This is a genomic window from Albidovulum sp. (assembly GCF_041919395.1).
Classification (GTDB): Bacteria; Pseudomonadota; Alphaproteobacteria; order Rhodobacterales; family Rhodobacteraceae; genus Albidovulum.
Genome location: NZ_JAYRTX010000019.1, coordinates 19,801 through 36,726 on the forward strand (window position 1 = coordinate 19,801; position 16,926 = coordinate 36,726).

General features: G+C 68.2%; 13 protein-coding genes. 11 read left to right on the forward strand and 2 right to left on the reverse strand.

The annotated features are described in order from the left end of the window. Window positions 1-9: 9 nt before the first annotated feature. The 3 genes from thrC to ACMUOO_RS05335 are packed head-to-tail and all read left to right on the forward strand — an operon-like array spanning window position 10 to window position 3,244. Complete coding sequence (thrC, locus tag ACMUOO_RS05325; RefSeq protein ID WP_301919229.1) at window positions 10-1,401, forward strand: threonine synthase; 1,392 nt, start codon at window positions 10-12, stop codon at window positions 1,399-1,401. Next, complete coding sequence (locus ACMUOO_RS05330) at window positions 1,398-2,660, forward strand: M16 family metallopeptidase (RefSeq protein ID WP_301919228.1); 1,263 nt, start codon at window positions 1,398-1,400, stop codon at window positions 2,658-2,660. Before thrC ends, ACMUOO_RS05330 begins: the two co-directional genes overlap by 4 nt. Continuing rightward, window positions 2,660-3,244 carry a GNAT family N-acetyltransferase gene (locus ACMUOO_RS05335; RefSeq protein WP_301919227.1) on the forward strand — a complete coding sequence of 195 codons (585 nt, stop codon included), beginning with the start codon at window positions 2,660-2,662 and terminating at the stop codon, window positions 3,242-3,244. The genes ACMUOO_RS05330 and ACMUOO_RS05335 overlap by 1 nt, the downstream gene beginning before the upstream one ends. A gap of 30 nt (window positions 3,245-3,274) precedes the next feature. Here ACMUOO_RS05335 and ACMUOO_RS05340 read toward each other — a convergent pair whose 3' ends face one another. Then, window positions 3,275-4,072, reverse strand: coding sequence for a helix-turn-helix transcriptional regulator (locus ACMUOO_RS05340; RefSeq protein ID WP_301919226.1), 798 nt, complete (start codon window positions 4,070-4,072; stop codon window positions 3,275-3,277). A gap of 99 nt (window positions 4,073-4,171) precedes the next feature. Here ACMUOO_RS05340 and ACMUOO_RS05345 point away from each other — a divergent pair, with 99 nt between their 5' ends. The 3 genes from ACMUOO_RS05345 (at window position 4,172) to ACMUOO_RS05355 (ending at window position 7,661) form a co-directional block, all read left to right on the forward strand. After that, entirely contained in the window at window positions 4,172-5,314 is a 1,143-nt protein-coding gene (locus ACMUOO_RS05345) for an extracellular solute-binding protein (RefSeq protein WP_301919225.1), read from the forward strand. Between the two features lie 62 nt (window positions 5,315-5,376). Continuing rightward, a complete protein-coding gene (locus ACMUOO_RS05350) occupies window positions 5,377-6,195 on the forward strand; it encodes an MBL fold metallo-hydrolase (RefSeq protein WP_301919224.1) in 819 nt (272 codons plus the stop codon). Window positions 6,196-6,248: 53 nt separating this feature from the next. Further along, window positions 6,249-7,661: an FAD-binding oxidoreductase gene (locus tag ACMUOO_RS05355; protein ID WP_301919223.1), complete on the forward strand. Its 1,413-nt coding sequence runs from the start codon at window positions 6,249-6,251 to the stop codon at window positions 7,659-7,661. Between the two features lie 116 nt (window positions 7,662-7,777). On the opposite strand, the gene ACMUOO_RS05360 is transcribed toward ACMUOO_RS05355, so the two are convergent. Next, a complete protein-coding gene (locus ACMUOO_RS05360; RefSeq protein ID WP_301919222.1) occupies window positions 7,778-8,311 on the reverse strand; it encodes an adenine phosphoribosyltransferase in 534 nt (177 codons plus the stop codon). Window positions 8,312-8,545: 234 nt separating this feature from the next. Here ACMUOO_RS05360 and ACMUOO_RS05365 point away from each other — a divergent pair, with 234 nt between their 5' ends. The 5 genes from ACMUOO_RS05365 (at window position 8,546) to ACMUOO_RS05385 (ending at window position 16,889) form a co-directional block, all read left to right on the forward strand. Beyond that, a complete protein-coding gene (locus ACMUOO_RS05365; protein ID WP_301919221.1) occupies window positions 8,546-9,979 on the forward strand; it encodes an aldehyde dehydrogenase family protein in 1,434 nt (477 codons plus the stop codon). Between the two features lie 331 nt (window positions 9,980-10,310). Continuing rightward, entirely contained in the window at window positions 10,311-11,978 is a 1,668-nt protein-coding gene (locus tag ACMUOO_RS05370) for a thiamine pyrophosphate-binding protein (RefSeq protein WP_301919220.1), read from the forward strand. After that, entirely contained in the window at window positions 11,975-14,062 is a 2,088-nt protein-coding gene (locus tag ACMUOO_RS05375; protein ID WP_301919219.1) for a hydantoinase/oxoprolinase family protein, read from the forward strand. The genes ACMUOO_RS05370 and ACMUOO_RS05375 overlap by 4 nt, the downstream gene beginning before the upstream one ends. Then, entirely contained in the window at window positions 14,059-15,681 is a 1,623-nt protein-coding gene (locus ACMUOO_RS05380; protein WP_301919218.1) for a hydantoinase B/oxoprolinase family protein, read from the forward strand. Before ACMUOO_RS05375 ends, ACMUOO_RS05380 begins: the two co-directional genes overlap by 4 nt. Continuing rightward, on the forward strand, window positions 15,678-16,889 hold the full coding sequence (locus ACMUOO_RS05385) for a pyridoxal phosphate-dependent aminotransferase (RefSeq protein WP_301919217.1): 1,212 nt from the start codon (window positions 15,678-15,680) through the stop codon (window positions 16,887-16,889). The genes ACMUOO_RS05380 and ACMUOO_RS05385 overlap by 4 nt, the downstream gene beginning before the upstream one ends. Window positions 16,890-16,926: the final 37 nt, after the last annotated feature.

A 16,926-nucleotide genomic window follows, 5' to 3' on the forward strand; every position in this document is an offset into this window, starting at 1 on the left:
GGACGATCCATGCGCTATGTCTCCACCCGGGGTGCCGCTCCGGTCCTGAGCTTCGGCGAGGCGATGCTGACGGGCCTTGCCCGCGACGGCGGGCTCTATGTGCCCGAAGGCTCCCCTGCGATGCCTCCGGACGAGATTGCCGGGCTGGCGGGCCTCTCCTACGAGGAGACGGCCTACCGGGTGATGCGGCCCTTCGTCGGCGACACCTTCACCGATGCCGAGTTCCGTGGCGCCATCGACGCCGCCTACCGGGGCTTCGGCCATGCCGCCCGCGCCCCGCTCGTCCAGCTCGCCCCCAATCATTTCCTGCTGGAGCTCTTCCACGGCCCGACGCTCGCCTTCAAGGACTTCGCGATGCAACTCATCGGCCAGCTCTTCCAGATCGCGCTCGCGCGGGATGGGCGGCGGATCACCATCGTCGGCGCCACCTCCGGCGACACCGGCTCTGCCGCGATCGAGGCCTTCCGCGGGCTCGACAACGTCGACGTCTTCATCCTCTTCCCGGAAGGTCGCGTCTCGGACGTGCAGCGGCGGCAGATGACCACGCCGTCCGAGGCGAATGTCCACGCGCTCGCCCTCGCGGGCGACTTCGACGACTGCCAGGCGCGGCTGAAGGACATGTTCAACGATTTCGCCTTCCGCGACGCGGTCGGCCTTGCCGGCGTCAACTCGATCAACTGGGCGCGCGTGCTGGCCCAGGTCGTCTACTACTTCACCGCCGCGGTCTCGCTCGGCGCGCCGGAGCGTGCCGTCAGCTTCACCGTGCCCACCGGCAACTTCGGCGACATATTCGCGGGCCAGATCGCAAAGCGCATGGGGCTACCCGTCGAAAGGCTGGTGATCGCCACCAACCAGAACGACATCCTGCATCGCTGCCTGACGACGGGGCGCTACGCGACCGATGGGGTGAAACCCTCGCTTTCGCCCTCGATGGACATCCAGGTCTCGTCGAACTTCGAGCGTGCGCTCTTCGACGCCTACGGGCGCGACGGCAAGGCGGTGGCGCAGCTCATGGAGGAACTGAAGCGCGAGGGCGGCTTCGGCATCAGCCAGGGCGCGCTTCAGGCGCTGCGCGGGACCTATGCCTCGGGCCGCGTGTCCGAGGAGGAGACGCTCGCCACCATCGCCCGGACTCACGGCGACACGGGCGAGCTTCTCTGCCCGCATTCGGCGGTGGGCGTCGCCGTGGCCGAAGCGCAGCGCGATCCGGCCGTGCCGATGATCACGCTCGCCACCGCGCATCCGGCGAAGTTCCCCGACGCGGTCGAGCGCGCGACAGGACTCCGGCCGGGGCTGCCGGCCCGCATGGCCGATCTCTTCGACCGGTCCGAGCGTGTGACCCCCGTTCCGAACGACCTCGCGGCGCTTGAGGCGCTGATCAAGGAAAGGCGCAGGAATTGACTGTCCTTCTCACCACGCTTCCCAATGGCTTGCGCATCGTCACCGAACGGATGCCGGGCCTCGCCTCGGCCGCCGTAGGCGTATGGCTGACCGCCGGTGGACGGCACGAGCGGGCGGACCAGAACGGCATCGCCCATTTCCTCGAACACATGGCCTTCAAGGGCACGAAGCGCCGCTCCGCTGCCCGCATCGCCGAGGAGATCGAGGACGTGGGCGGCTACATCAACGCCTATACCTCGCGCGAGATGACGGCCTACTACGCTCGCGTGCTGGAGCCGGACGTGCCCATGGCGCTCGACGTCATCTCCGACATCGTGCTGAACCCCGTATTCGACCCGAAGGAGATCGAGGTCGAGCGCCATGTGATCCTGCAGGAGATCGGCCAAGCGCTCGACACGCCAGACGACATCATCTTCGACTGGCTGCAGGAAGCGGCATTCCCCGACCAGGCGCTCGGCCGCACGATCCTCGGCCCGGCAGAGCGGGTCGCGGCCTTCGGGCGCCCGGATCTCACCGGCTTCATCGGCGAGCACTACGGGCCCGACCAGATGATCCTCGCCGCCGCCGGGGCGGTCGAGCATGACCAGGTGGTGAGAGCTGCCGAGGCCGCCTTCGGTCATCTCGCACCGGTCGGCCGCAAGAGTCTCCAGCCCGCGCGCTGGCAGGGGAGCGAGCGGCGCGAGGTGAGGGACCTCGAACAGGTCCATTTCGCGCTGGGGTTCGAGGCGCCGAGCGTGCGGAACGAGGATTTCCACACCGCGCAGGTCTATACGACCGCCCTCGGCGGCGGCATGTCCTCGCGCCTTTTCCAGAGGATCCGCGAGGAACGCGGCCTCTGCTACTCGATCTACGCGCAGACCGGGGCCTACGACGACACCGGGATGCTGACGATCTATGCCGGCACCTCGGCCGAGGAGATCGGCGACCTTTCCGGCCTCACTGTCGAGGAGATGAAGCGCGCGGCCGAGGACATGACCGAGGCCGAGGTGGCGCGGGCGCGGGCGCAGATGAAGGCGGGGCTCCTCATGGGGCTCGAAAGTCCCTCGGGCCGGGCCGAGCGCATGGCGCGGCATGTTGCGATCTGGGGCCGGGTGCAGACGGTGGAGGAAAGCACGGCCGAGATAGAGGCGGTCACCCGCGCCGACGTCTTGCGCTTTGCCGGAGGGATCGTGGAAACCGCGGCGACCGCGCTCGCACTCTATGGCCCGGTCGATCATGCCCCGACGCTCGACCGACTGCGCGAAAGGCTCGCCGCCTGATGCTCGTGCGGCGGCGGAAGGTCCGCATCGAGACGGAGCGGATGACGCTCCGCCTGCCGCAGCATTCCGACTTCCGTGCATGGGCGAGCCTTCGGGAGGACAGCCGCGCCTTTCTCAGCCCGTGGGAGCCGACGTGGTCGGCCGACCACCTGACGCGCAAGGCCTTCACAAACCGTGTCTACTGGGCGGCGCGGGCCTTTTCCGGGGGCACGGCGATGCCGCTCTTCCTGATCCGCCGTTCGGACATGGCCCTGCTCGGGGCGGTCACCGTGGACAACATCCGCCGCGGGCCTGCGCAGGCGGCTACGATCGGATACTGGGTCGGCGCGCCCTTCGCCCGCCAGGGCTACATGGCCGAGGCGCTGCGCGCCGTCATCCACCATTGCTTCTCCACGCTCGACCTCAGCCGCCTCGAAAGCGCCTGCCTGCCGGAAAACGCCGCCTCGCGCGGGGTTCTGGAGAAATGCGGCTACAAGTACGAGGGTGTGGCCCAGAGCTACCTGCAGATCAACGGCCGCTGGCGCAATCACGTCCTTTACGCCAACCTGCGCAGCGACCGTCGCGGGCGGACCGACGCCGGCTGAGACCGGCCGAGATCCGGCCGCGAACCTCGCTCAGCCGGATTGCGCCATCAGAAATCTCGTCGCGAGCGAAAAGAGCTCGGACTGGGATCCCACATTCAGCTTCGCGTAGGCATGGCGGCGGTGGACCTTCACCGTGCCGGGCGATATCCCCAGCGCGTCAGCCGCCGCGTGGGTGGAATGCCCGCTCAGGATCAACTGGACGACTTCGGCCTCGCGCGGGCTGAGCTGATCGGCCGCGAAAAGCGCCAGCCGCGATTCGATATCCGCATCGACTTCGGCGTGCTGCCCGTGAGCGCGCGTACCCCATTGCCGCAGGACGGCTCCGCGGGCGAGAGGATAAACGGCCTTCAGTGCCGCCGCGTCGGCCTCGGTAAAGGGAGCGCGGCGAAATCGCCGCGCGAGCGACAGAGTGATCCAGCCTTCCGCTGCGTTCGGAATCAGAAGGGCGATCTCGTCGCTGATGCGCGTCCGGCGGTAGAAACTGCGATAGTATTCCGACCGGAAGAACCCCTCGGCCGTTATGTCCCGCAACCGGTAGACCCCTGGCCCCTGCCGGTTGCGGCACGCATGGTAGAACGGGTCGAGCAGATAGGGACCGGTGGCGTAGAATGCGACCGTGATTGCCGCCTGTACATCGTCGAGATCGTGGAACAGCGCCTGCGGCGGGACGGTGCCCGCGTATCGTGTGATGACGAGCGAATCGAACTGGCAGCAAAGGGCGAGCACCTGCCGAAGGGCAGAGGGAAAGCGCGCGCCGTCCATCGCGCCGACAAGATCGGCCAGCGCGGCGACCCAGCCTTCCGGCAGTTGACCGGCCAAGATACTCATCGTCGTTACTACTCCTTTAGGCATACTCCTCTAACCGAATTCTCGGTGTGATCGCCAGTGCGTAAGCTTGTTCCACCGGAACAGAGCGACAGGAAGATCATGGACCGCACCGCCAGAGCCGCCGCCAGTGCAAGCAACCGTGTCACGTCAGGCTCCGCGACCACCCGATTTGTCGCGACCCTGTCCTTCGCCGCGTTCTTCGCCGTCACCGGCGCCGACGCGGGCGAACTCGCCATCTACAACTGGGCCGACTATTTCGGCCCCGAGACGATCGCCCGCTACGAAGCCGAGACCGGCACGACGGTGACGCTCGGCTACTTCGACTCGAACGAGATGCTGGAGACCAAGCTGCTTACCGGAGGCAGCGGCTACGACGTTGTCTTTCCAGCCACCTCGAATGCCGAACGCGAACTCCAGGTCGGGGCGCTGTTGCCGATCGAGCCGGACCGGCTCGCCAACTACCGGAACCTCGATCCGTCGGTCCTTGCCGCCCTCGACACCGTCCCCGGGGGGCGCCAACTGGGCGTGCCCTATACCTGGGGCACCGTCGGCATCGCCTACAACCCGGCGCTGGTCGCGGAACGGCTCGGCGAACAGCCGATGGACAGGCTCGACGCGATCTTCAAGCCGGAGAACGCCGCAAAGCTGGCCGATTGCGGCATCGCCATGCTCGATTCGCCGGTCGAAGTCCTGTCGATCGCGCTGAACTATCTCGGCGCCGAGCCATATTCCGACGATCCGGCCGAACTGGAGCGCGCCGGCGCGCTTCTCTCGGCCATTGCGCCCTCGGTGCGCTATTTCAACAATCAGAAGGCCACCGGCGACCTTGCGGCAGGGAATATCTGTGTCGCGCTGGTCTATAGCGGCGACGCGGGCATTGCGCAGGCCCGCGCCGCCGAGGCCGGAAACGGTGTCGAGGTTGCCTATGCGATCCCCCGCGAGGGCACGCTGATGTGGATCGACCTGATGGCAATCCCGGCCGATTCCGCGCGCGTCGACGCGGCCTATGCCTTCATCGACTACATGCTGCGGCCCGAGGTGATCGCCGATGTGACCAATACGGTCTTCTTCGCGAATGCGAACGCGGCGGCCTCTGCCCTGGTCGATCCGGCGATCCTCGGTGATCCCGGCTTCTATCCTCCGGTGGAGGTGAGGGAGCGCCTTTTCCCCGACCGGAACCTGGACGCCAAGGCGCTGCGCGGTCGCACCCGTCTCTGGACGAAGGTGAAGACCGGCACTTAGGCGCACTGCGTGGGGGTGCCATAGCGGCAGCACGCCGTGATGTGCTAGACTTTCACGCCGCAATGACCCGGATTCTCGCAGTCTCCCTCGCCGCCTGCATCGCCGCCACGGGGACCTCCGCCCTGGCCGAAAGTCGCGTGCCGAGCCACTGCATCGCCATCGCCGGGGCCGCGCCCGGCATGATCTGGCAGGCGAAATGGGGCGATCCGCTGCCCGCCGGGACGGTGCGGCTTTCGTACGTCGGTCATTCCACCTTCCTGATCGAGACGCCCGGCGGCCTGTCCGTCGCCACCGACTACACCGGGCGCCTCGGTCCGGGCGATGTCGTGCCCGACGTCGTGACGATGAACCACGCCCATTCCTCCCACTGGACCTCCGAGCCCGACGAGCGCATTCCCCATGTCCTGCAGGGCTGGGACTATACCGGGGAGCCGGCCGACCATCACCTCGACCTCGGCGAGATGCTGGTGCGCAACGTGCCGACCGACATCCGCGGGTTTGACGGCACGGTGGAGCCCGCCGGCAACTCGATCTTCGTCTTCGAGGCGGCAGGTCTCTGCATCGGGCATCTCGGCCACCTGCATCACGAGCCGACGCCGGAGCAATATGCGGCACTCGGGCGGCTCGACGTGGTCATGGCGCCGGTCGATGGCGGCATGACGCTCGACCTGCCGACGATGATCAAGGTACTGAAAAGGCTGCGGTCCTCGATCGTGCTGCCGATGCACTGGTTCGGTCCGGAGAACCTCGCGCGCTTCCTCTCCGGGATGGAGGAGGACTTCGTGATCGAGATCCGCAGGGAAAGCGCGGTGGAGGTTACGCTCGCCACCCTGCCGTCGCGGCCGACGGTGATCGCGGTCGCACCACGCCCGCTTGAGTGAAGCCGCGCGACTGCCCCCTTGCGGTGGCGATCCGGCGCGTGCTTCATCGCCCCATGCTGAACCCCGTCGATACCGCCTTCGCCGAGGCGCTCGCTGCCGCCCTCCCCGCGGGGACCCTTTCCCCGGCCGAGCCCGGATACCTCGAGGAGCCGCGTGGCAAGGGCGTGACGCCCGCCGCGCTGCTCGCCCGTCCCCGCAGCGTGGAACAGGTGGCGGCTATCGTGCGCGCCTGTGCCGCGGCACGGGTGGGGATCGTGCCCTGGGGCGGGGGGACGGGGCTCGTCCTCGGCCAGGTCCTGCCCGAGGGACCGATGCCCCTTATCCTCTCGCTCGAGCGGATGGCGGCCTCGCGCGGCATCTGGCCGGAGGAGGGGCTGATGATCGCCGAGGCGGGCATGACGCTGGCCGACGTCCAGGCGGCGGCCGAGGCGGCAGGCTTCCTCTTCCCGCTCTCGCTCGCCTCAGAAGGCACGGCGCGGATGGGGGGCGTCCTGGCCACCAACGCCGGCGGCACGGCCGTCCTGCGCTATGGCAACGCGCGGGCCCTTTGCCTCGGGGTGGAGGCGGTGCTGGCGGACGGCAGCATCCTTCATGGTCTGAAGCGGCTCCGGAAGGACAACACCGGCTACGACGTCACCGACCTCCTCGTCGGCTCCGAGGGCACGCTCGGCATCCTCACCGCCGCCACGCTCCGGCTCTTCCCGCGCCCTGCCGCCCTGGCGACGGCGTTCCTCGAAGTGACCGGCCCGGCCGGGGCGCTACGTCTTCTCGCGCTGGCGCAGGAAAAGACCGGGGGTGCCGTATCCACCTTCGAACTGATCGGCGGGCAGGGGCTGCGGTTTCTCGACGAGGCGCTGCCGGAAGTGCGCCAGCCACTTGCGGGCCGACCGGAATGGTCGGTGCTGATGGAGCTTGGCCTGCCGCCGGGAATCGATCCCGAGACGGTGCTGGGCGACATCTACGAGGCGGCAGCCACCGAAGGGCTCGTCGACGACGCCGTGCTCGCCGCGAGCGGGGCGCAGCGGCAGATGCTCTGGGACCTGCGCGAGCGGATCCCCGAGGCGAACCGCCGGATCGGTGCCGTCGCATCGCATGACATCTCGCTGCCGCTCTCGGAAATCGCAGCCTTCCTGCCGCGCGCCGACGCAACCCTGCGCGCCCTCGGCCCCTTCCGCATAAACGCCTTCGGCCATCTCGGCGACGGCAACCTGCATTACAACGTCTTCCCGCCGCAGGGCGAAGACCGGGCCACCTGGGCCGGCCATGCCCCGGCCGTCACCCGGGCGGTCCACGACCTTGTCCACGAACACGGCGGCTCGATCAGCGCCGAGCATGGGATCGGCCGGCTGAAGACGGCGGAGCTGGCCCGCTACGGCGATCCGGCGAAACTTTCGGCCATGCGGAGAATAAAGCAAGCCCTTGATCCCCTTGGCATCCTGAACCCCGGTGCAGTAATCCCGCCCTGAAAAGGAACGCCCCGCCGGGGGAAGGACCGGCGGGGCGGGAGCCGCGAAACTCACGTTGCGAACGTGCCCCCCGAGGGGCGCAAGGAGAGATTTAGCGCCGATTCCTTACCCGCCGGTTAAGCCCCCTCGAATTCGCATAGGACATGCACCTTCATGCCGAGCCGCTCCAGAAGCCGCCGGCCGCCAAGCTCCGGCAGGTCGACGACGAAGGCGCAGCCGACAACCTCGGCCCCGAGCCGCTCGCAAAGCTTGATGCCCGCCTCGCAGGTCCCGCCCGTGGCCAGCAAGTCATCGACAATCAAGACTTTCTCGCCCGGCGCGATGGCGTCCTCGTGGACCTCCATCACCGCCTCGCCGTATTCGAGCGTGTAGCCCTGCGCGATGGTCCGGCCGGGCAGCTTGCCCTTCTTGCGGATCGGCACGAAGCCTTTGGTCAACTGGTGTGCGATCGCCCCGCCAAGGATGAACCCGCGTGCCTCCAGCCCCACGACCTTGTCGATCCGGGCGCCGGCATAGGGGTGGAGAAGCTGGTCGATCGCCATCCGGAAGCCGCGGGCATCGGCAAAGAGCGTGGTCACATCGCGAAAGAGGATACCCTCGTGCGGGAAGTCGGGAATCGTGCGGATGTAGTCCTTGACGGTCTTCTGCATGGGGCCCCCCGGTCGATCGTCCGAGGCGGTGGTACCACGGGTCCGCGCTGTCCGCAAAGCGGGGCGGGATGCGTCAGGTCCGCGTCTGACATGCGTCGGTTTTCCGTCCCGACAGGCCGCGCGGGGTTGTAACGGCCGGGACAGCCGGCTGGGCTGGCGGATTGACAGTCTTCCTCGCCGGGCCTTAGTGCCGGAAACGATGCTGACTGACAGACCTGCAGGTAGGAGACGACCATGTCCGAGATCAAGCGCAACTTCATCGGCGGCCAGTGGTGCGCTGCGGCAGAGGCCAGCGAGAACCGCAGTCCGGCCAATCCCGATGACCTGATCGGTCTTTATGCCCGGGGCAACCAGGCGGATGTCGAGGCGGCGGTGGCGGCGGCAAAGGCGGCACAGCCCGGATGGGGCCGCGGGTCTCCGCAACTGCGGTCGGACGTGTTGCGGCGGGCGGGTGATCTCCTGCTTGCGCGGAACGACGCGCTCGGCCGGCTTCTCGCCCGCGAGGAGGGCAAGACCCTTGCCGAGGCGAAGGGCGAGGCGTTGCGGGCAGCTCAGCTCTTCCATTTCTACGCGGGCGAGGCGGTGCGCGACCCCGGCGAAAAGCTGAACTCGATCCGCGACGGTGTCGAGGTGGACGTGATGCGCGAACCTCTGGGCGTCGTCGGCCTGATCACGCCCTGGAACTTCCCGATTGCGATTCCGGCCTGGAAGGCCGCGCCCGCACTTGCCGCAGGAAACGCCGTGGTGATGAAGCCCGCCGACCTGACCCCGGGCTGCGCGCATGTTCTGGCCGAAGTGCTCGAGGAAGCCGGTTGCCCGCCCGGCGTCTTCAACCTCGTGATGGGACGAGGCTCCGAGATCGGGGCGGCGCTGGTGCAGACCCCCGAGGTGGCGGCGATCTCCTTCACCGGCTCCGAACGGGTCGGACGCGGCATCGCGGCGGGCTGCGCGGCGGGGATGAAGAAGGTCCAGCTGGAGATGGGCGGCAAGAACCCGATGGTGGTGATGGCCGATGCCGATCTGGATATCGCCGTCAACGCCTGCCTGAACGGCGCCTTCTTCTCTACCGGGCAGCGCTGCACGGCATCCTCGCGGCTGATCGTCGAGGACCGTATTCACGATGCCTTCGTCGAGAAACTCGCCGCCGCCATGGGGGCGCTGCGGCTGGGCGATCCGCTGGAGGCGGAAACGCAGATCGGGCCGGTGGTGTCCGAGGGGCAACTCGCGGGCAACCTCGACAATGTGCGGCTCGCGGGCGAGGAAGGGTGCGAGGTGGTGGGCGGCCAGCGGCTGAACCGGCCGGGCAGTTTCCAGGCGCCGGCGCTGTTCGTCAATGCGCGCAACGACATGCGGACCAGCCGAGAGGAAATCTTCGGCCCCTGCGCAAGCGTGATCCGCGTGGCCGATTTCGACGAGGCCCTGGCGGTCGCGAACGACACGCCCTACGGCCTGTCCTCGGGCATCTGCACGGGGTCCTTGAAGTACGCCACCGCCTTCCGCCGCGGATCGAAGGCCGGGATGGTCATGGTGAACCTGCCGACTGCTGGGGTGGACTACCATGTGCCCTTCGGCGGGCGCGGGGCTTCGTCCCTGGGCGGGCGCGAGCAGGGGCGTATGGCCATGGACTTCTACACCTCGGTCAAGACGGCCTATACCTTCGCCGGCTGATGATGCGCCTTGCGGCAGGGCTTGCCCTGATCCCGGCGCTGGAAGGCGGGGTGTCGGGGTCCGGGGTCCGCGACCGGTCGACGGCACGGGCGGCAGTCCAGTTGCCGGACCTGGCCTCGGGCGTTCGCCACCGCAGAAAGCCTGCGTGCTCCGTTCCGGAGACGCCTGATGACCCAATTGAAGCGCACGGCTTGCCCGGTAGGACCCATGATCGCGGGCGCTTTCCCGGGTGGAAATCGACAAGAAAAACTTGTCGATTCCCTGTCCTTCTTGCTTTCGCCTTGTCAGCGAAAGGCCCAAGTTGGGCGCGGACGAGGTATCGGGGCTGTGCATGATGCGGAACGGCGGTCGGCTATTGGTGGACAGCCTTGTCGCGCTTGGGGCGCGGAAGGCCTTCGGGGTGCCGGGCGAAAGCTTTCTCGCGGTGCTGGACGCCTTGCACGACACCGAGGGGCGGTTCGACTTCGTCCTTTGCCGGAACGAGGGGGGCGCGGCCTTCATGGCGGCTGCCTGGGGGAAGCTGACGGGTGAGCCGGGCATCTGCATGGTGACGCGGGGGCCGGGGGTGACGAACGCCTCGATCGGCATCCATACCGCGATGCAGGATTCCGCGCCGATGATCTGTTTCGTCGGTCAGGTCGGGACCGACATGAAGGGCCGCGAGGCGTTTCAGGAAATCGACTACCGCGCCATGTTCGCGACCGTCGCCAAATGGGTGGTGGAAATCGACCGGGTGGAGCGCATCCCGGAATTCCTGGCCCGCGCCTGGACGACCGCAACGACGGGTCGCCCCGGGCCGGTTGTGATCGCGTTGCCGGAGGACATGCTCACCAGCCTGACCGAGGCCGTCCCGCTGACCGCCCCGGCGCGGATCGCGGAGCCGGCGCCGTCTGCCTCCACGATGGACGAGGCGCTGGCGCGCCTGAAGGCCGCCGCGCGCCCGATGATCCTTGTCGGAGGCTGCAACTGGACGGAACCGGGCCGCGCCGACCTGCAGGCCTTTGCCGAGACCAGCGACATTCCGGTGATCGCCGCCTTCCGCTATCAGGACCAGTTCGACAACCATTCACCCGTCTACGCGGGCGAGGCGGGCGTGGGCATGCCCGCACATGTGAAGCGGCAGGTCCGCGAGGCGGACGTGATCCTCGCGCTCAACGTCCGCTTCGGCGAGATGACGACGGATGGCTACACGCTCCTGTCCGTTCCGGTGCCGGCGCAGACCCTGATCCACGTCCATGCCTCGGACCGTGAGATCGGCAAGGTCTATCAACCGGCCCTTGGCATTCAGGCCGGGCCGAACGCCTTTGCCGCCGCGCTGCGCCCGGTCAGGGGTGGCTGGGGCGAATGGCGGGCGAGGGCCCGGGCGGACTGGGAAGCGGGTTTCGACCTGCCGCCGCAGCCTTCGCCCGTGGACATGGGGCTGGTGACGGCGCATCTGCGCGAGGTCCTGCCCGAAGACGCGATCCTGACCAACGGTGCGGGCAACTTCACCGTCTGGCCCAACAAGTTCTTCAGGTTCGGACCCAAGGCGCGCCTGCTGGCCCCGCAGTCGGGCGCCATGGGCTACGGACTGCCCGCTGCGGTCGCGGCAAAGATCGCGCACCCGGAACGCACCGTCGTCTGCTTCGCGGGCGACGGCGATTTCCAGATGAACTGCCAGGAACTGGGCACGGCGATGCAGGCCGGGGCGCAGCCGATCGTGCTGGTCCTCAACAACGGCATCTATGGCACGATCCGCGCCCACCAGGAACGCAGCTACCCGGCCCGCGTCTCGGGCACCACGCTGGAGAATCCGGATTTCACGATGCTCGCGCGCGCCTATGGCTACCATGCCGAACGGGTGGAGCGGACCGAAGATTTCCCGGCAGCCTTCGCCCGCGCGCTGGCCTCGCGCAGCGGGGCGGTGCTGGACCTGAGCATCAGCCCCGAGGCGCTGACCCCGCGGCAGACGCTCAGCCAGATGCGCGAGGCGGCGCTCGCGGCGAAGGACAAGACATGACTTCGCGGGCCCGATTGGGCGCCGATATCGGCGGCACCTTCACCGACATCGCGCTGGAAGCACACGGCCGGATGTACTCGACCAAGGTGCTGACCACCTACGCCGCGCCGGAACAGGCGATCCTGGACGGCATCGACGTAGTGCTGGCCGAGGCGGCGCTGGGCTACGGCGACCTCGACATCGTCATCCACGGCACGACGCTGGCCACCAATGCGCTCATCGAGCGGCGCGGCGCGCGCACGGCCTTCGTCACGACCGAGGGCTTCCGCGACGTGATCGAGATGCGGACCGAAAGCCGCTTCGACCAGTACGACCTGAACCTGCGGCTGCCGACGCCCCTGGTCCCGCGCGAGGACCGCTTCACCGTCGCGGGCCGGATCGGCGCGCAGGGGCAGGAGCTGGCGCCCCTGGACGAGGCCGCGCTGGCGGCCCTGGCCGACCGGATCGCGGCCGGGGGCTTTGGCGCGGTGGCGATCGGCTTCATCCATTCCTACATGAACCCCGCCCACGAACGCCGGGCGCGCGAGATCATCGCGGCCAGGGTCGGTCTGCCGATCTCGATCTCGTCGGAAGTCTCGCCGCAGATGCGGGAATACGAGCGGTTCAACACCGTCTGCGCAAATGCCTATGTCCGGCCGCAGATGGCCGACTATCTCGGCCGTTTGCAGACCCGGCTGAAAGGGCATGGCGCGGGCTGCCCCGTCTTCATTATCCACTCCGGCGGCGGGCTGATCAGCGTCGAGACGGCCGCCGAATTCCCGGTGCGGCTCGTCGAGAGTGGGCCAGCGGGGGGCGCGATCTTTGCCGCCGATGTCGCGCAGCGGTTCGGGCTGGAGAAGGTCGTCAGCTACGACATGGGGGGCACGACCGCCAAGATCTGCCTGATCGAGGGCTATGCCCCCAAGACTGCCCGCACCTTCGAGGTCGCCCGGACGACCCGCTTTGCCAAGGGGTCGGGGATGCCGATTTCCATCCCGGTGATCGAGATGATCGAGATCGGCGCGGGCGGTGGCTCCATCGCCTGGGTCGATGCCATGGGCCGCATCCAGACGGGGCCGGAATCGGCGGCTTCCGAACCGGGGCCCGCCTGCTACCAGCGCGGCGGCGACCGGCCTGCGATCACCGATGCCGACCTCGTGCTGGGCAAGATCGACCCCGAGAATTTCGCGGGCGGTGCGATCCGGCTCTCGGCCGACAAGGCCCGGGCGGCCATCCTGAAGGATGTGGGCGACCGGCTGGCGCTCGCCGCCTTGCCCGCCGCCTTCGGCATCTGCGAGGTGGTGGACGAGAACATGGCCAACGCTGCCCGTGTCCACGCGGTCGAGAACGGCAAGAACATCTCCGACAACATCATGATCGCCTTCGGCGGCGCGGCGCCCTTGCACGCCGCGCGGCTCTGCGAGAAGCTGGGGATCGACCGTTGCCTGATCCCGCCCGGCGCGGGCGTCGGTTCGGCCATCGGCTTCCTGCGCGCTCCCTTTGGCTACGAGGCACTGGCCTCGAACATGATCGGACTCTCGCGCTTCGACCCGGACGCCTTCAACGCCCTGATCGCGGGACTGACGGCGACGGCCGAGGGCTTTGTCGGCGCCGGCACCGATCGCAGGATCCAGCGCGAGATCGTGGCCTTCATGCGCTATCGCGGCCAGGGCTGGGAGATCCCGGTGCCACTGCCGGACCGCCCGTTTGGCGCGGCCGATGCCGCGAAGTTGCGCGACGACTTCCGCACCGCCTATGCGCGCTTTTTCGGCCGTGCCATAGACGGGCTTGAGGGGCTGGAGATCGAGATCGTGACCGTCTCGGTCAAGGCGCAGGAAGAACGGCCCCCTCCGGCGCGGCACGAGATCACGACGGGCGCGGAGCGGGTGACCCCTGCCATCCGCCGCGCGGTCTTCGATCCGGCGGTCGGAGCATTGCTCGACACCGGAATCGTGGAGCGGACCAACCTTTCGGCCGGGCAGCGCGTCAGCGGCCCGGCGGTGATCGTCGAACGGGAAACGTCGACGGTTGTCACCTCGCCCTTCGATGCGGTGATGCAGGACGACGGAACGCTGTTCCTGATCCGCAAGGAGGCGGGGAAATGACCGAGGCGACCTTTGATATCCGCATGCAGGTCATGTGGAACCGCCTGATCTCGGTGGTCGAGGAACAGGCGATGACGCTTCTGCGGACCGCCTTTTCGACAAGCGTGCGCGAGGCGGGCGACCTTTCCGCCGGCGTCTTCGACCCCGAGGGGCGGATGCTGGCCCAGGCCGTGACCGGCACCCCGGGGCACGTCAACACCATGGCCGAGGCCGTGGGGCATTTCATGGCCGCGATCCCGCGCGAGAAGATGTATCCGGGCGATACCTACGTGACCAATGATCCGTGGCTTGGCACCGGCCATCTGCACGACATCACCATGGTCTCGCCCAGCTTCAAGGGCGACACTCTCGTCGGCTTCTTTGCCTGCACCGCGCATGTGGTCGACGTCGGCGGGCGGGGTTTCGGGGCGGACGGCAAGTCGGTCTACGAAGAAGGCATCCAGATCCCGATCATGAAATTCGCCGAACGGGGCGAAGTGAACGAGACGCTGGTCGCCATGCTGCGCGCCAATGTCCGCGAGCCCAGTCAGGTCGTGGGCGACTTCTATTCGCTGGCCGCCTGCAACGACGTGGGCCACCGGCGCCTGATCGCAATGATGGAGGAGATCGGTCTGCAGACGCTGGACGCGCTGGGAGAGTTCATCTTCGGCCGCACACGTGCGGCCACGCTGGTGCGGCTGCGAGACTTGCCGAAGGGCGCCTGGGACAATGTGCTGGACACCGACGGCTATGACGCGCCCGTCCGCCTCGCGGCCCGTGTCGAGATCGGCGAAACCGCGGTCAACGTGGACTTCTCGGGGTCGGCGCCAGTCAGTCCAAAGGGGATCAACGTCCCGATCATCTACTCCAAGGCCTATGCCAGCTACGCGATCAAATGCGTGGTGGCACCGGACATCCCCAACAACTGGGCCTCGCTAGAGGCTTTCACGGTGTCCTCGCCCGAGAACATCCTGAACGCCCCGCGCCCCGCGCCGGTTTCGGTGCGCCATGTCATCGGACATCTGGTGCCCGATCTGGTGCTGGGCGCGCTGGCGAGGGCCTTGCCGGGCAGGGTGCCGGCCGAAGGGGCGGCGGCCTTGTGGAACATCCACATGTCGGTGCGGCCCGTGGCCGGCCAGTCCGGGCGCCGGGCCGAGATCCTGATGTTCAACTCCGGCGGCATGGGCGCGCGGCCGGGGCTTGACGGGCTGAGCGCCACGGCCTTTCCTTCCGGCGTGATGACCATGCCGATCGAGGCGACCGAGCAGACCGGGCCGATCATCGTCTGGCGCAAGGAGCTTCGACCCGACAGCGGGGGCGACGGCGAATTTCGCGGCGGGCTGGGCCAGGTGATCGAGATCCAGCCGATGGAAGGGCACGAGTTCGACTTCTCTGCCATGTTCGACCGCATCCGGCATCCGGCCAGGGGACGTGCAGGCGGCCGGGACGGTGCCGCGGGACACGCCGCGCTGGACGATGGCACGAGGTTGAGGCCGAAGGGCTGGCAGCACGTTCCGGAGGGCAGGCGGCTGGTGCTGCACTTGCCCGGCGGCGGCGGCCATGGCGATCCGGCGAAACGCCCGGCCGCGGCGCGGATGAACGACAAGTCAAAGGGTTATGTGACGGAGACTGAAGAATGAGCTATGTCGCGGCCCGCCTTGCGGCGGTGAACCCCTCGGCCTCGATGGCTGCCTCGATGGCCGCCAAGGCGTTGCGCGCCAAGGGGCTGGACGTGATCGACCTTGGCCTCGGCGAGCCGGATTTCCCGACCCCGCCGCATGTGGCAGAGGCTGCCCGCGCGGCAGCCTTGCGGGGCGAGACGCTCTATACCCAGGCGGCGGGGACGCCGGCGCTCAGGGCGGCCGTGGCTGCGAAGTTCCGCCGCGAGAACGGGCTCGACTACGGCCCCGAAGACATCGTCGTGGCCAATGGCGCCAAGCAGATCATCTTCAATGCCTTGATGGCGACGCTGAACGACGGCGACGAGGCCATTCTTCCCGCGCCCTATTTCGTCAGCTATCCGGAGATGGTGAAGCTTCTGGGCGGGGTGCCGGTGACGCCGGTCTGCGGCGGGGAAAGCGGCTTTCGCCTGACCCCTGCGGCGCTGGAAGCGGCGATCACGCCGAAGACAAAATGGCTGTTCCTGAACACGCCGGGCAATCCCTCCGGCGCGGTCTATTCCGAGGCAGACCTGAAGGCGCTGGGCGCGGTGCTGGCCAGGCATCCGCAGGTTCTGGTCCTGTCGGACGAGATATACGAGCATATCCTCTTCGACGGGCGCGCATTCACCTCCTTCGGCAAGGCCTGCCCCGAGCTTCGCGACCGGACGCTGATCGTGAACGGCGTGGCCAAGGCCTATGCGATGACCGGCTGGCGCATCGGCTATGCGGCGGGTCCTGCGCCCCTGCTGAAGGCGATGAACACGGTGCAGAGCCAGTCGGTCACCTCGGTCGCCGCGCCGATGCAGGCGGCGGCACTGGCGGCGCTGACCGGGCCGCAGGACTGTATCGCCACCTTCCGCGATGCCTTCGAGCGGCGCCGCGATCTGGTTGTGGCAGGCGTGGCGAAGATCCCGGGGCTGAGCCTGCCGCCGCCGGAAGGCGCGTTCTACGCCTATATCGGCTGCGCAGGCCTGATCGGCAAACGCACGCCGAAGGGCGAGGTGCTTACCGATGACACCGCCATGGCGAGCTATCTTCTGAACGAGGGCCATGTCGGTTCGGTGCCCGGCGCGGCCTACGGCCTCTCTCCGTTCTTTCGCATTTCGACGGCCACGTCGGACGAGGTCCTGACCGAGGCCATCGCCCGCATCGCCCGCGCCGTCGCCGCGCTTGAGTACCCGAAATGAGCCCGCACTACGACACGATCCTGATAACGGGCGCCGC